The organism is Rhizobium herbae, from assembly GCF_017873135.1.
GTDB classification, from domain to species: Bacteria; Pseudomonadota; Alphaproteobacteria; order Rhizobiales; family Rhizobiaceae; genus Pararhizobium; species Pararhizobium herbae.
This window is the reverse complement of sequence record NZ_JAGGJV010000007.1, coordinates 231,522-246,828: the sequence shown is the minus strand read 5'-3', so window position 1 is coordinate 246,828 and position 15,307 is coordinate 231,522. Positions and strand designations below refer to the sequence as shown.

Genomic DNA, 15,307 nt, shown 5'->3' with positions numbered 1-15,307 from the left:
CGGCGAAAGGCCGCCGGTCGCTATTCAAACCATCCGCCGGCGTTGCCGGCGGGCGGGGCAGGCTCAGAATTTGATCGTCAAAGACGCCTTGGCATTGAAGCCCGGGCTGGGATCGGCATTCAGATACTGGGTGTATTCCCGGTCGAAGATGTTGTTCAGCTGCAGGTTGGCCGTCGTCGTGTCGTTGACCTCGAAATTGGCGAAGAGATCGACCAGCTGGTATGCTTCACCGACGAAGCCGGTGGCGAGATCATCGTCTTTCTTGCCGACGACGGTCAGCCGCGTTCCGGCCGTCAGGCGCTCGTCCAGCGCCCGGAAGCCGAGCGAAGTCACAACACGGAACGGCGGCACTTTCTGCAGCGGCCCGCCATCCGTCAGGTTCTCGCCATCCATGATCTGGCCGGAGAGACCGGCGAAGATCGTGCCCGCATCGTAGTTGGCCTCGAACTCGAAGCCCTTGATCCGCGCTTTTGCAATATTTTGATATTGATAGCCGCCCGGGATCGGGAACCTCTGAAACACCTGGTCGATATAGTCGTCGACGTCGTTCTGGAAGACGCCCAGTTTCACCCGCAGCTGATCCGTGGCGATGACATCGTCGAAGCGCAGGTTGACCCCGGCCTCGATCGTGTGTGCCACTTCAGGCCTGAGATTCGGATTTGGGAAGAACTGGCCCATGACCGGCGGTGGATGGAAGCCATCGATCAGGGTCTCGGTGATTGCCGGTGCGCGATAGCCTTCGGCGTAGGTCGTGTAGAAGGTCACCTGCTCCCAGGGCGTGACGCCGACCGTGATCTTTGGCGACAGGCGCTCGCCATCGATGCGGACATCGTCATCCTTCAGGCTGTAGCCGTCGTAGCGAAGGGCGCCGATCACTTCGAGCCAGTCGTCGAAGGAGATCTTGTCCTGCACATAGGTGCCGTAGGCGACGCGTGTGCCCGACGGCGTCAGGTCGTCGCTGCTGCCGGCCGCGTCCACCGTCGTCACGCGGTCGCGGAAGATATCGGCGCCGTAGGTCAATTCGTGCGAGAACGCGCCTGTATCGAATTTCGATGTGTTGAAGATATCGAGACCGGCCGTGCCGATATCGAAGGACTGTTCGGAATCGCCGAGCGCCCCGGCCGCAGCGGCCTGGTCGGACAGGGTGCTTGTATAATAGACCTTTGCACTCAGGTCCCAGAAATCGGAATCCGGCGTATAGCGATAACCGGCCGTGTAGGTATCGACCGTGACATCGACCTCACGAATGCTGGAAGTCCCGTTTTCGAACGTGTTGAAATAACGCGTCGCCGACAGGGTGATTTCCTGATCGTCCGTCGGGCGGAACTTGGCCTTGGCAAGGCCTGAGCGAAGATCCTGCGCCGATTCGATATCCTCGCCATCACCGGAGCTGTAGTCGTCCGGCTGGAACCAGGTGCCGGCGATCACGAATTCGGCGGCATCCTCGATCTTGATCGCTGCCTCACCATGCACGGTCGGGCCGAAGCCGTTGGTGTCGAGACCGAGCTTGACGCGTCCGCCCTTGGTGGCACCTTCCTGCAGCACGTCGTCGGCATCGATCGTGGTGAAGTTGACGACGCCGCCGATGGCGCCGCTACCGTAGACGACCGAGCTCGGGCCGCGCGTCACTTCGACCGCTTTCAGCATGTTGGTGTCGAGATAGAACGTACCGTTGGCCTCATGTCCGTTCTTCTGGAAATTCTGGCGGGCGCCATCGACCATCACGTTGACGCGGCCGAAATCCTGCAGACCGCGCATGTTGATGGCGATGCCTGGATCGTCGGCGGAGGTCTGCGTCGTTACGCCGGGAACCAGCGTCATGATCTGGGAAACCGGCGCGCCCGGCATTTCGACCTCGAGCTGGTCGCGCGTGGCGGCACTCGAACCGGACAGGGTGTCGTAGACGTTCTCGCCGATCCGGGTGGCGGTCGCCACCAGTTTTTCGAGCATGGTCGCGCCTTCCGGGGTCTCGACAAGAGGCTCTTGCGTGGCGTCCTGTGCGAAAGCAGGCCGGCCCAGGAAATCCGGCGAGGCGGCCGTCAGGATCGCGAAGGCGGAAACGGTTGCCAGCAGCGTCAGTCGCTGCGGATACGCACCTGGCTTTGAACGCAGTTCGGGGCGGCCTTTCCGGCCACCCCCTTTTCTGTCTGTCATCCGGCTTTGAGGCATCACAGGACGAAATATCCCTTCGTCAACGTGACGGCGTCGTCGAGATGGATGGCGAAGTCGGCCTTCTTGTCACCGTTGACGTCCGCATAGACGTAGGTGTCGGACGCCTGCTTCTCATAGCGAAGCTCGCCGGCCTTGCCGGTAAAGCTTGCCGTTCCGAGGAACGAGAACGCCTGGTCGCCGGACGCCTTCGTGCTCGCATCGATACCCGAAAGATCGATCCGGTCACCGCCGATGCCCGAAAAGTCGAAGATCGTATCGCGACCGGAGGAGGCAACGGTTGAATCCGACAGCGCCTTGAACTGGAAGGTATCGGAGCCCGCGCCACCTGTGAGATCGTCGGCGCCGAGCCCGCCATAGAGCTTGTCGTTGCCGGCGTCGCCGTAGAGCTTGTCGTTGCCGCCCAGGCCTTGCAGGGTATCGTTGCCCGCGCCTGCGACGATCTTGTCCGCGCCGATGCCGCCCTTGATCGTCTGCGACGCCGATGTGCCGGTGATCGTTTCCAGCACGTCGGTGACGCCGATCGTAAACGTCTTGGTCACCGTCAGTCCGCCGGCATCCTTGACTTCGACCTTGATGGTGTCGCTCTGGACCGTCTCGTAGTCGATGCCCTTGGCCACCTGAAGCTTGTTACCATCGAGCTTGAACAGGCCGCCGGCATTGTCGGCCAGCTTGTATGTCAGTGCCTTGCCTTCCGGGTCGATCGCCGAGAACGTGCCAACGGTCGTGCCGACCTTGGTGTTTTCCGCAACCGTCGCCTTCGACAGGGCCACCGAGCCCGGTGCCTCATTGACGTCGGTGACGCCGATGGTGAAGGTCTTGGTCACCGTCAGACCGCCCGCATCCTTGACCTCGACCGTGATCGTGTCGGACTTCAGGGTCTCGTAGTTCACCGACTTGGCCAGCTGCAGCTTGTTGCCGTCGAGCTTGAACAGGCCGCCGGCATTGTCGGTCAGCTTGTATGTCAGCGCCTTGCCTTCCGGATCGACCGCGGACAGCGTTCCGATCGTCGTGCCAACGGCCGAGTTCTCGGCAACGGTCGCCTTCGACAGGGCCACCGAGCCCGGTGCCTCGTTGATGTCGGTAACGCCGATGGTGAACGTCTTCACCGTCGTATTGCCGCCGACGTCGATGGCATCGACCTTGATGGTGTAGCTCGCACCGGTCTCGTAGTTGAGCGCCTTTGCGACCTGCAGCTTGTTGTCGACGATCTTGAACATGCCGCCCGGGTTGGACGACAGGCTGTAGACAACGTCGCCGCCTTCCGGGTCGACCGCGGACAGCGTGCCGACCGTCGTGCCGACCGATGCATTCTCGGCAACCGTCGCCTTCGACAGCGTCACGGAGCCCGGCGCTTCATCGACGTTGGTGACCTTGATGGTAAAGTTCCTGGACGTGCTGTTGCCCGCCGCGTCCTTGACGATGACGGTGATCGGATGGCTGGCGTCCGCCTCATAGTTGAGGCCAGCCTTGACGCGCAGCTGGTTGCCGACGATCTCGAACTTGCCGTCCGTGTCTGCGCCGAGCGTGTATGTCAGCACGCCGTCTTCCGGATCGGCCGCCGAAAGTGTGCCGACAACCGTACCGACCGCAGCGCTTTCGGCGACACTGGTCTTGGTGAGCGCCAGGCTCACGGGAGCCTCGTTCACATCGGTCACGCCGATGGTGAAGGTCTTGTCGGTAGTGCTACCGAACGAGTCCGTCACCCGCACGGTGATCTCGTGCGACTGCGCGGTTTCGAAATCGATGCCGGCCTTCAGGCGCAGTTCGTTGCCGACGATCTCGAACTTGTCGCTGACGGCGCCCGTCAGCGCAAAGCTGACCGTGCCGCCATCCGGGTCCACCGCCGAAAGTGTGCCGACGACCGTTCCAACCGTCGCGTTTTCCGCAACCGTGGAAGCGGAAAGCTGGATATTTTCCGGCGGCTCTCCGACCACTTCTTCGCTGCCGTCCGAGAGATCGACGATCACATCCTTGAAGCGCAGGAACTCGACGCCGGTCAGGGTGTCGCTGGTGCCGGCCACCGTGTCGAGTACGGTGAACGTTCCGTCTTCGTTGTCGGTCACGGTGTAGGCGGACTTGAGCTCGCCATAGGTCGCGGTATCCGAGCCGAAGCCGCCAGCGATGATATCGCTGCCAGCCCCGCCGGTAATGGTGTCGTCACCGCTGCCGCCCGAAAGCAGGTCGTTTCCGGCGCCGCCTTCGATCTCGTCGCTGTATTGCGTTCCGGCGTAGATATCCGCTCCGGCCGAACCGATGAAATGCTGGGCATAGGCATCGAGGCCATCGGCGATCTTGTCGAGCGCCGCCGCCACTTTTGCAGCGGTATCCGGATCGGTCGAGTTGCCGTACATGTGGGCGATACCGAAGAGGTGTACGAGGCCGTTTGCCTCGATCTGCGCTTCTTCGGTCGAGTTGGCTGGCTTGCCATTGGCGAAGGTGAGCCCGGTGATCTTCAGCAGGGTGTCGGCGCCAGTGAAGTAGCCGTTGCTGTCGAAGCTGCCGGTACCGCGCGTGCCGAACTCGATCGTGTTGATTTCACCGACGATCGTGTGGGTGCCGAAGGAATATTCGAGGTTGCCGTGGGCGAGAACGTATTTCGACGTGGCGTCCGTGCCGTAGCCGATGAACATCTCCTCGCCGATGAATGCGCTGCTGTTGTCGAAGGACGGGAAGCCGCCGCCGACTGTGTCGGAGATGAAGCCGCCGCGCATATAGGCTTCGAAATCGACGCCCGTCGTGCCCGAGCCGGACACGTCGATGGTGATCGTGCCCTTCGACGGTTCGGTCGGTGCTTCGTCGAGATCGTTGACCCCGATCTCGAACGTCTGCTGCGTTGTATTGCCGTCCGCATCCGATGCAACGATCGTGAGGTCATGCGACGCTATCGTCTCGTAATCGAGCGAACCCTTGACCTTGATCTGGTTGCCGACGATCTCGAAATAGTCGCTTGGCTGGGCCAGGGTGTAGGTCACCGCGCCGCCTTCCGGATCGGTGGCCGACAGGGTGCCGACGACAGTACCGACATCGCTGTTTTCATCGACATTGTCATTGGACAGGGCAAGGTTCGTCGGCGCATGGTTTTCAGACGCCAGCGTGATGCCGAAGGTGCCGTTGACGTAGTCCTTGATGACGACGGTCTGCGGCTTGCCGGATTCGACGATGGTGAGGTCGCCGTCCGTCAAGGTGAGCGTGAGGGTATGAACGGTGCCCGATGTTTCGATCACCGCCAGGCTCCAGACACCTTCGCTGACGATGGTCGCCTCGCCACTGATGCCGAAACCGCTCGTTGCGCCCGGCGCCGGGGACCAGGACGCGGGGATGCTCGCCGGCGTGAACGTGCCATGGAAAAGCGTGCCGTCGTCGTCGGTGATCGTTGTCGTGCCGGTATCGGTGAAACGGACGACATAGGTATCGTCGCCTGCGCCGCCGATCACCGTGTCGTTGCCCGCGCGGGCATGGATCACGTCGTTGCCAGCACCGCCCTCGACATAGTCGTCGCCGCGGCCGGTGAAGATCAGGTCGTTGCCATCGTCGCCATAGATCGTGTCGGGCATCGCCACCTGGTTGCTGGTGACGATATAGTCATCGCCAGCGCCACCGTGGACCTCGATACCAGAGGCCGTCAGGCCTTTCGTGTCGCCCGAGAACACATCGTCGCCCGAGGTGAGGATATGCGCTGCCGCCACATCAAGGGTTACCGCCGCGACGTTCGAGGTGTTACCGGCATCGTCCTTGACCGTATAGGTGAAGCTGTCGGCGCCGACATAACCGGCTGTCGGCTTGTAGGTGATCACGCCCGTCGTTGCGTTGACGGTGAGCGTGCCGTGCAGCGGGCCATCGACGATCGTCACCGTCGTCGGACCCAGCGTGCCGTCCGCGTCCGTGTCGTTGGCAAGCACGTCGATCGTCTTCGACAGGTCCTTCACCGTCGCGGCCGAATCGGCCGTGGCGACCGGCGTCGGAACAACAACGCCGTCCAGCGTAATGCCGAATTTGCCGTTGATGTAGTCCTTGATAGTGACGGTCTCGCTGCCGCCGACGATCTTCAGGTCGTCGCCGTCCAGAGTGAGCGCAAAGGTCTTGGTGCCGCCGTTGTCGTCGGCCACCACCAGGTCCCAGGTACCTTCTCCGGTGCTCGTCGCCGTACCCGTGATCTGATAGCCGGCGGCGGCTGGTGGCTGGGAGCTCCATTCAGAGGGAACCGTGGCCGGACGCGGCGCGCCGTTCCACAAAACACCGTCGTCGTCGATGATCGTCACCGTTCCGGTATCGACCGTGCTACTCGTCTTGTTGGCGAAGAAGCGGATGCCATAGGTATCGTTACCCTCGCCGCCGACCAGCGTGTCGTTGCCGCTGCCGCTGCGCAGGTAATCGTTGCCGGCATTACCTTCGATATAGTCATTGCCGGTGGCGCCGAAGATGATGTCGTTGCCGTCGCCGCCGTAGAACGTGTCGGCGCCCGCCGTGGAAGGGTTGCTGGAACCGCTCAGATAGTCGTCGCCAGCACCACCGTCGACTTCGACTGTCCCGATGGCCAGCGCATCCGCGGCGAATGCTTCGTTGGACGAGGTCAGCGTCAGCTTCGAGTCGACGCCGATGGTGACCGTCGCCTCGCCCGACACGTTGCCGTCATTGTCCTTCACCGTATAGGTAAAGCTGTCCGAACCGACATAATCCTTCGTCGGCGTGTAGGTGATCACGCCGGTCGTGGCATTGACGCTGAACGTGCCATGATCGGGGCCATCAACCACCGTCACCGTCGTCGGATCGATCGTGCCGTCGGAATCGGTGTCGTTGGCGAGAACGTTGATCGTCGTCCGGATGTTCTTGCCTGCCGAGGCGGTGTCGTCGGTGGCGGTGGGGACGGCACCGGGATCTTCCTCAATCGTAAGCGGCAGGAAGATGCCCTCTTCGTATTCGACCTCGTCGTAGGTCGGACCGTAGGCTGTCGCGAAACCGAAATCGTAAGAGGTGAGCGCGCCGAAATCGATGTTCGTGAGAGCAACGATCTTGATCGTGAACGAGGTCGTGTTTTCCTCGAAACTGATGCCTTCTTCGGCCGCGCCCTGCGACCCTGCAGCATCATAAACCCACCCGAAGGACGTCATGGCGCTTTGCCCATCGATGTCTGGCGGGACGATGAAAAAGTTCCACAGGCCATCCGGATCAGAGACGGTGACCGTGGCAACAACCGTTCCGGCAGCAATCTGCGGATCAAAGCTGTTGTCGTCGATCGTGATGGTGGTCCCTTGCGGTGTAGTCGTCGAGGCGGTGGCCATCTGAAGTCCTTTGAGCTTGTGAAGGGCGCTGACGCCCTGGCGGTTTGTGGTTCCAGCCTGATCCGCGAAGCATTCCGAAGATCAGGACCGGCTGTTTTCAAAAATGGCGGATGGCTGCGGCGAAGCGCAGCCATCCGCCCGAAGTCGCGGCTAAACGAAAATGAAATCGCTCCCGCCAAGTGTTCCGGAGATCGATGCGACGTTGATCTCGAAGTCAGCCGTTGCGTCACCGGTCGTGTCGGCGAAGAACTTGCTGGATCCACTGTCGAACCAAATGCTGTTGTTGGCGGCCGCGCCGGAGAAAGCGGTTACACTGCTGCCTCTGAGGTCCAGACGGTCAGCGAAACCCGATGACGTGCCAGCGTTGAAATCGGCGATGGTGTCGCTATTGGCTTCCGCTGCCGACACGAAGACGAAGATGTCGTTGCCGCCGGCGCCCGTCAGCGTATCGATGCCTGCACCGCCGTTGATGATGTCGTTCCCGGCGCCACCATTGATGGTGTCATTGCCACCAGCACTCCTGAGCGTATCGGCTCCACCGCCGCCGGAGATGACGTCGTTGTAGCCATAGCCCGTAAAAGTGTCGTTGCCGGTATTGCCGATGAACTCGACGCCCGATGTGAGCGACGCGAGATAGTCCGTCAGCGGTACGGCGGTATCACTGATGAAGCCGTAGAGGATCGAGTGCGTGGTGTTGGCCCCTGCCCCTGTCGTCGTCAGGTTGAGGCCGTCGATCGTCAGGTCCGTGCCGCTGTCGAGCGTCACGTAGCTGTCGGCGCCGAGCAGGCCAGCCGTGTTGAGCTTCGGGCCATAACCGAATTCGACCTTGTTCAGCGTGCCATCGAGGGTATGGCCGTTGAAATTATAGTCGAAATCGCCGGTGGCGAGCACGCCCTTCTCCGTCGGCGTGGCGGTTCCGTCGACAGCCGAGCTGGAAACGAGATGCTGCGGCCCGCCGAAGACGGAGTGGGCGGTGCCGTAGAACTCGCCATAGCCCGGGTCGGCGACGTTGCCGTTAAGGAAGGAGGTGGACGAGGTGCTCAGATAGTCGTCATAGTTGAGGCCGGCCGTGGTGCCGACGGTGATGGTCACAGCCATATCAAGCGCTCCTTGCCGTTGCAGCTGGCGCAGGTGCGCGGTCGTGGTGGGAGATCGGTCTCGTTGCCATAGTCATCGTCTTTCCTGTTTCTGCATGGAGCTTCTCCACGCGTCGGGAAGGGTGGTGAATGGCCGGCCGGGCGCCTTCAGCCGGTGTCGAACGGAAGCCTGTCCTCGTGAACAGACCCGCGAGACACCAGAAATCGGCGCGCATATCCTTGATGATGGTATTCACAACGAAGGCCTCCCCAAAACCGAACCGAAGCGCAAAGCTTCGCCGTACCGGTGCGAGGTGCCGCACCGGCCGGAAGATCAATGACGATGGTTTGGGTTTGCCCGAACCGGGCAGGCTCCGAGAGAGGAGCATCGACCGGGCATGCCTATAGTCCAAGGGACGGCAGCCCGAATATGTTGAGCGCACGAACCCAGGGCCGAAAATCCGACGACCTTTCAGCCGTTAGAATTCGTTACCCTGCGGAAACGTTTAGATATCATGAATTTTAGAGTCAAGTATATCTGAAGGGCTTTGGTCGAAAAAATCTTGCACCACGCCACAAAAGTGCATTTTCGCCGGCGGGGGCCCAAACCTCGCGTCGCCTAAACGGACGCGATCGGCAAATATCATGTTTCGCCTGATATTTTGCGGCGCGTGGCGGTTTCGTCCGCGTCCAAGGCCCGACGATGCGGTCGCCGCAGCCGTGCTCTTACCCGTTTACGGATCGAGGTGGTCGCCGCCTTACGCTTCGGCGGCCAGGCGATCCGAATACCGGCGCATCATTTCCACCTGGACTTCAGTCTGGAAGGCCATGACCTGCGCGCGGATCGCTTCTTCGGCACAGCCGCGGTTTCGCAGATTTTCCGCCAGGGCGCGGCATTCGGCTTTCCAATATTGAAGCGCCTCTTCGCCATGGATGCTTTCCAGTTTCGAAGCGCAGCGCCTGATGGTGCTGACCTGTCCCGACAAAGGAAACGGCACGACCCGTTCTTCCGTTTCCGAAAAACGCAAATCCATCAACGCAGCACTCATCCGGCGGTTCTCCATGTTGGCGATTCTGATTTACAAAGCATATAGTTAACGCTTCGTATCCGCAGTGCCCGCTTTGCCATTTTAGTGGCTGAAAGGGAGGCTTCGGCTCAATTGCATGATAGTAAAGCCGGGGCGGATGCTTGCTTTCGGGCGACCTGGCGCGGCACGCCCGTCGAGTTCAACAATCCGGCCGAGGCCCTTGCTTCCGGCATCGCCGTGGACGCCCGTGACCGGCGAAAATGTCGACAAGCTGCTGGAAGCGCGTAAGTAAGTAAGAATAAGAGCGGGCGGCCACTCTACCGGGGCAGACCGCCTCGCTGAACTCACAACCGAGGTTTGACACCATGACCGATACTGCCCCACAGATCGACCTGAACTTTCCCTTGACCGGCAAGGTGGCGCTGGTCACCGGCGGCGCCTCCGGTATCGGTGCAGCGATCACCGCTGCCTTCGCATCCAAGGGCGCGAAGGTTGCCGTCCTCGACATTAATGCCGATGCGGCTGCCGCTCAGGCGACCCGCCTCGGCGGGGAAGCCAAGCCGTTCGTCTGCAATGTCGCCGACCCCGCATCGGTCCAGGCAGCGGTTGCCGATGTCGTCGCGGCCTTCGGCGGTATCGACATTGCCGTCAACAGCGCCGGCGTTGCCTTTCTCGCTCCAGCCGAAGACCTGGCGCTGGAGCACTGGGACAAGACCATCGACATCAATCTCAAGGGCACCTTCCTCGTGACGCAGGCCGTCGGCCGGGTGATGATCGCAGCGGCCAAGGGCGGCAAGATCATCAATCTTGCCTCGCAGGCGGGCACGGTCGCCATCGAGGAACACGTCGCCTATTGTGCCTCGAAATTCGGCGTCATCGGCCTGTCTAAGACCTTTGCCGCCGAATGGGGCAAGCACGGCATCTGCGTCAACACGCTGTCGCCGACCATCGTGCTCACCGAGCTCGGCAAGAAGGCCTGGGCCGGCGAAAAGGGAGAGGCTGCGCGCAAGCGCATCCCCACGGGACGCTTTGCCTACCCCGAAGAAATTGCCGCCGCCGCCGTGTTTCTGGCCTCCGCCGGCGCGGACATGATCAACGGCGCCGATCTTCTGATCGACGGCGGCTACACGATCCTCTGACGCGCGACGACATAGACAGGAGTTACCATGCAAAGGTTCATCAATAATCCGGACGAAGTGGTCGAAGATACCGTCAAGGGTTTCGTCAAGGCCCATTCCGATCTCGTTCGTCTTGCCGAAAATCCGAGGGTCATCGTCTCCCGGCACGCGCCCGTACCGGGCAAGGTCGGCGTCATCACCGGCGGCGGTTCGGGGCATGAGCCGGCCTTCATCGGCTACACCGGCCGCAACATGCTGGATGCCGTGGCGGTCGGCGAGCTGTTCTCGTCCCCAACGGCCAAGAGTTTTTATGACGCCATGCGCGAAGCCGATAGCGGCAAGGGCGTCGTCTGCCTCTACGGCAATTATGCGGGCGACAACATGAACGTGAAAATGGCGATCAAGCTGGCCGCAAAGGCCGGCATCGAGATCGCGACGGTGGTTGCCAATGACGATGTTTGCTCGGCACCGCCAGAGGAGCGCGACAAGCGCCGTGGCGTGGCCGGGGAAATCTTCATGTGGAAGGTCGGCGGCGCCAAGGCGGCGAACGGAGCAAGCCTTGAAGAAGTGCGGGCAACCGCGCAGAAGGCGATCGACAATTGCCGTTCGATCGGCGTCGGGCTCGGTCCCTGCACCCTGCCGGCTGTCGGACACCCGAATTTCCCGATCGAGCCGGGCACCATGGAAGTCGGCATCGGCCACCACGGCGAACCCGGCGTCCGGGTCGAGCCCCTGAAGACCGCGGACGCTGTGGCAAAGGACATGTGCAAGATCGTACTCGACGATCATGCCCTGCCGGCAGGAACGGAAGTCGCGGTCCTGGTCTCCGGCCTCGGTGCCACGCCGCTCAACGAACTCTACATCCTCTACGATACAATCGAGCAGGAGATCGCCGGGCGTGGGCTGAAGATTCACAAGACCTTTATTGGCAACTATTTCACCTCGCTCGAAATGGTCGGGGCGACGCTGACGGTGATGGCCCTCGACGACGAGCTGAAAACGCTCATCGATGCCGAGGCGCGCTGCACGATCGTACTTTGACGGGGGATATCACCATGCAGACTTTCTCAAATGCCGCCGCCGGCGCGATCGTTCTTTCGCTGGCCGAACGGATCATCGAAAACCGCGCCTATCTCAGCGAGATCGACGGCAAGATCGGAGACGGCGACCATGGCGTCAACATGGCCAAGGGCTTCGGCATGGCCGCCGAGCGCCTGAAGGGCAAAGACGCTTCGCTTTCCGACGCGCTCGATACGCTCGGCACGCTGCTGATGACGGAAATCGGTGGGTCAATGGGGCCGCTCTACGGCGTCATGTTTACCGAATTTGCCGAAAAGCTGCAGGGCGTCGAGGCGGTGGACGCGAAGACCTACAGTGCCATGTTGCATGCGGGACTGGACGGCATCCAGGAGATCGGCTCGGCCAAGGTCGGCGACAAGACGCTGATCGATACGCTGGTGCCTGCCGTCAAGGCCTTCGACACAGCGACTGCTGCCGGAAAATCCTTCAGCGAGGCGCTCGACGCATTGGTGGAAGCCGCGGAAGCCGGCCGCGATTCGACCATCCATCTCGTTGCAAAGATCGGCCGCGCCAGTCGTCTCGGCGAACGGTCGCTCGGCGTGCTCGATGCCGGTGCGACGTCTTGCGCCATCATCCTGAAGGAACTGTCGCTCGGCGCCCGCGCCCTGCTGCAGTAAGTCCCCCAGGACTGCGCGACCATGGCGGCAAACGCTGTGGCCGCGCGCCGGCTCTTTCGGATTGCGGTTGCAAACGGCGGGCGGCATGGCCAAGATGTTTCAGATAATGTCGCAGATGATCGAGGCCGGGAGACTCATCTTTCCGAGCTCGACGGTGCGATCGGCGACGGCGAGACAAGTTTCCCCTCTTCCGCCTTGTAGAAATACTGGCTGGCGACCAGCCATCCCTTGAGCGGCCGCAGGGGCGGTATGCAGGTGGCCAGCATGAAGGGGCCTGTGACCAGAAGCTGAACCCACAAGGGCGCACTGTACTGGACTTCAAGCCACACGCCGAGCAGGACGCTTGGCACGCAGGCAAAGCAGATGACGAAGAATGCGGGGCCGTCCGCCGGATCGGCAAAACCATAGTCGAGGCCGCAGACTTCACATTCTGGCCGCATCTTGAGGAAGCCGTTGAAAATGTGCCCCTGGCCGCAGCGCGGGCATCGACCCCTGAGCCCCGTTGTTGTCGGCGGGATTGGCGACCATTCCGTTTGCATGACGAATGCTCCTATATTTGCGATCAATGTCATCATTGATTGCAGTCAATATAAGTACATTTATCCGATTGATTCGATATGGCATAGTGACGCAGCGCCTGCTCATCGGGAGCGAGGCGTGTTTCTAGACGGTGAACGAGACTAGAAGAAGGACGCGGCGAGTTCGGGCGGGCCTTCGAGCGCGTGACCCATATACTCCAGGGCGCCCTGGAGTTTTTCCCTGTCGATGGGTCCGCCAAGGCAGACGCGCACCGCCTCCGGTGCTGGGCCTTCGACGGTAAAAGCATCGCTGGCGACGACCCCGATGCCGGAGGCGCGCATATGGCTGCCGAAGGTTGAGCGCGTCCAGCCGTTGTTCAGCGGCAGCCAGATATTGAAACTGATCGGATCGCCGCGATAGCTGCCAGCCGGCAGAACGGCTGCGACCATTTCCTGGCGTGCCGTTGCCTCCTTGCGGATGAAGCGCAGGATCGTATCGGCGGTGCCATCCTCGATCCAGCGGGTGGCAAGCGCCATGTTGAGCGGCGATGCCATGACGTTGTTGGCGCGCATGGCGCTGACGAAAGGCCAGATCGCCTTGGTATCCGGCGCAACGACATAGGCCAGCCGAAGACCGGCGCCGATGCATTTTGCCAGGCCTCCGATATGCCAGGTGAGGTCCGGCGCCATGGCCGCGAACGGCGGCGGCGCATGCAGCGGAATGAAGCCATAGGCGTCATCCTCGATGATCGGCACGTGAAATTTGCGCGCCACCGCGCAGATCTCCTCGCGCCGTCGCTCCGGGATCGTCAGCGTCAGCGGGTTCTGCAGGGTCGGATTGAGATAGAGGCCCTTGGGTTTCAGTCTCTCGCATGCGTCGGCGAAGGCATCCGGCAGGATGCCGTGAGCGTCCATCGGCAAGCCTGACAGATTAAGCCGCAGCTGCGCCGCGATCGAGCGGATGCCGGGATAGGTTATGCTCTCCGACAGGATGGTTTCGCCCGGCTTGGCCAACAGGCCGCAGATGGCCAATAGTGCCGGATGCGCCCCTGGCGTCACGAAAATGCGTTCCTGCGACGGCACCAGCCCGCGCCGGCTGAGCCAGGCGGCGGCAGCCTCTTTGTCCATGCCCGAGCCGCCGAACCCCTGGTAGCGCAGCAACGGGATCAGGCTGGATGCCACCGCCGATATCCCCTCGCGCATCCGCGCGATCAGTTCCGGATCGGTCGGTTCCGGCGGCATGTTCATCGAAAGATCGATGGCGGACGCGCGGCGCGGATCCGGCGCTGTATCGGAAACAAAGCCGAGCCGTTCCTTGTCAGCGCCGCCGGTGACGAAGGTGCCGCGTCCGACATGCGAATCCACCAGCCCGCGCTTCTGCGCCTCGACATAGCCGCGCGCCACGGTGGTGAAATCGATGTCCAGCCGCTTCGCCAACGCACGCTGCGGCGGCAGCCGGTCTCCAATGACCAGATGACCGCTGCGCAGATCCATCTCGATCAGGTCGGCGATGGCCATGTAACGAGGGCTGCTGCTGCGGCTTAAATCGGGTCGCCAGTCTTTCATCGGGATATCGCCATGTCCTTCTTCGTCGACATTGACCGTATATTGTTGCAACCGCGTCCTGTCACGAAAAATGTCTCAACCCCCAGAAAAATGGTATCTGCAAGGAGAACCGGGCGGGCGCTGCGCCGGTGCCGAATTGAATGAATGTATATTGATGGCATTCATTCTGAGCTTCTCTGCATTCGATTTTTGCATCGAAACGCCCAGAAAATCAGCCCTGAAATTTCCCGTGCCAAAATTGACTGTATAATTGAATGTATTTTCGCGGTATTTGACTGTCATTTGGGCAAAATCAATCTGGCACACGGCTTGCAATTGGATGGATGCTCCCCGGATGGGGATCGGATTTCAACCAAGGAGCCATCCATGCCCGCAGTGACCAAGCCAGCCAATCAAAAAGGCGACTTTCTTGTCGATTATGAAGAAAAGGTTTTCGAGGACGTTCAGGCGGCGGCGGGCGAGAAAGCCCTCGTCACCTTCCATACCGTCGCCTTCGAAGGCTCGATCGGTTTCGTCAATCTGTTGCAGGCCACCCGCCTGAAGCGGAAAGGTTTCGAGACCTCCATCCTGCTCTACGGCCCGGGCGTGACGCTCGGCGTCCAGCGCGGCTTTCCGACGCTTGGCGCGGAGGCCTTTCCCGGCCATCTGAACTTCAACAACCAGATCGTCAAGTTCATGGAAGAGGGCGGCAAGGTCTATGCCTGCCGTTTCGCGCTCCAGGCGCTCTATGGTCATGGTGAAGGCGCGCTGATCCCCGGCATCAAGCCGATCAGTCCGCTCGACGTGCTCGACCTGATCCTCATCCATCGCCGCGACGGTGCCTTCATCCTCGATACCTGGACCCTCTGACCCG

At 61.5% G+C, this 15,307-nt stretch carries 10 protein-coding genes; 4 read left to right on the top strand and 6 right to left on the bottom strand.

The genetic code is table 11. The features are described 5' to 3' along the window. Positions 1-63: 63 nt before the first annotated feature. The 4 genes from J2Z75_RS19995 to J2Z75_RS19960 form a co-directional block, all read right to left on the bottom strand. The gene (locus tag J2Z75_RS19995; protein ID WP_209854529.1) at positions 64-2,154 is read right to left on the bottom strand and encodes a TonB-dependent hemoglobin/transferrin/lactoferrin family receptor; all 2,091 of its coding nucleotides are present in this window, start codon (positions 2,152-2,154) and stop codon (positions 64-66) included. A 14-nt stretch (positions 2,155-2,168) separates the two neighbouring features. Further along, the gene (locus J2Z75_RS29310; RefSeq protein ID WP_234937455.1) at positions 2,169-7,451 is read right to left on the bottom strand and encodes a cadherin domain-containing protein; all 5,283 of its coding nucleotides are present in this window, start codon (positions 7,449-7,451) and stop codon (positions 2,169-2,171) included. Between the two features lie 150 nt (positions 7,452-7,601). Then, positions 7,602-8,549 carry a calcium-binding protein gene (locus J2Z75_RS19965; RefSeq protein ID WP_209854528.1) on the bottom strand — a complete coding sequence of 316 codons (948 nt, stop codon included), beginning with the start codon at positions 8,547-8,549 and terminating at the stop codon, positions 7,602-7,604. A 736-nt stretch (positions 8,550-9,285) separates the two neighbouring features. Continuing rightward, entirely contained in the window at positions 9,286-9,576 is a 291-nt protein-coding gene (locus J2Z75_RS19960) for a DUF6074 family protein (RefSeq protein WP_209854527.1), read from the bottom strand. 344 nt (positions 9,577-9,920) lie between these two features. Between J2Z75_RS19960 and J2Z75_RS19955 the strand changes: the two genes are divergently transcribed. Genes J2Z75_RS19955 through dhaL form a run of 3 tightly spaced genes read left to right on the top strand, consistent with a single transcriptional unit; the run spans position 9,921 to position 12,370 of the window. After that, on the top strand, positions 9,921-10,694 hold the full coding sequence (locus J2Z75_RS19955) for an SDR family oxidoreductase (RefSeq protein ID WP_209854526.1): 774 nt from the start codon (positions 9,921-9,923) through the stop codon (positions 10,692-10,694). 27 nt (positions 10,695-10,721) lie between these two features. Continuing rightward, positions 10,722-11,714: a dihydroxyacetone kinase subunit DhaK gene (locus tag J2Z75_RS19950; protein WP_209854525.1), complete on the top strand. Its 993-nt coding sequence runs from the start codon at positions 10,722-10,724 to the stop codon at positions 11,712-11,714. Between the two features lie 14 nt (positions 11,715-11,728). Next, positions 11,729-12,370, top strand: a complete 642-nt coding sequence (gene dhaL / locus J2Z75_RS19945; RefSeq protein WP_209854524.1) for a dihydroxyacetone kinase subunit DhaL — start codon at positions 11,729-11,731, stop codon at positions 12,368-12,370. Between the two features lie 134 nt (positions 12,371-12,504). On the opposite strand, the gene J2Z75_RS19940 is transcribed toward dhaL, so the two are convergent. Then, positions 12,505-12,909 carry a DUF983 domain-containing protein gene (locus J2Z75_RS19940; RefSeq protein ID WP_209854523.1) on the bottom strand — a complete coding sequence of 135 codons (405 nt, stop codon included), beginning with the start codon at positions 12,907-12,909 and terminating at the stop codon, positions 12,505-12,507. Between the two features lie 141 nt (positions 12,910-13,050). Next, positions 13,051-14,454, bottom strand: coding sequence for an aminotransferase-like domain-containing protein (locus J2Z75_RS19935; protein WP_209854522.1), 1,404 nt, complete (start codon positions 14,452-14,454; stop codon positions 13,051-13,053). Between the two features lie 366 nt (positions 14,455-14,820). Between J2Z75_RS19935 and J2Z75_RS19930 the strand changes: the two genes are divergently transcribed. Further along, on the top strand, positions 14,821-15,303 hold the full coding sequence (locus tag J2Z75_RS19930; protein ID WP_209854521.1) for an MSMEG_0572/Sll0783 family nitrogen starvation response protein: 483 nt from the start codon (positions 14,821-14,823) through the stop codon (positions 15,301-15,303). Positions 15,304-15,307 lie beyond the last annotated feature (4 nt).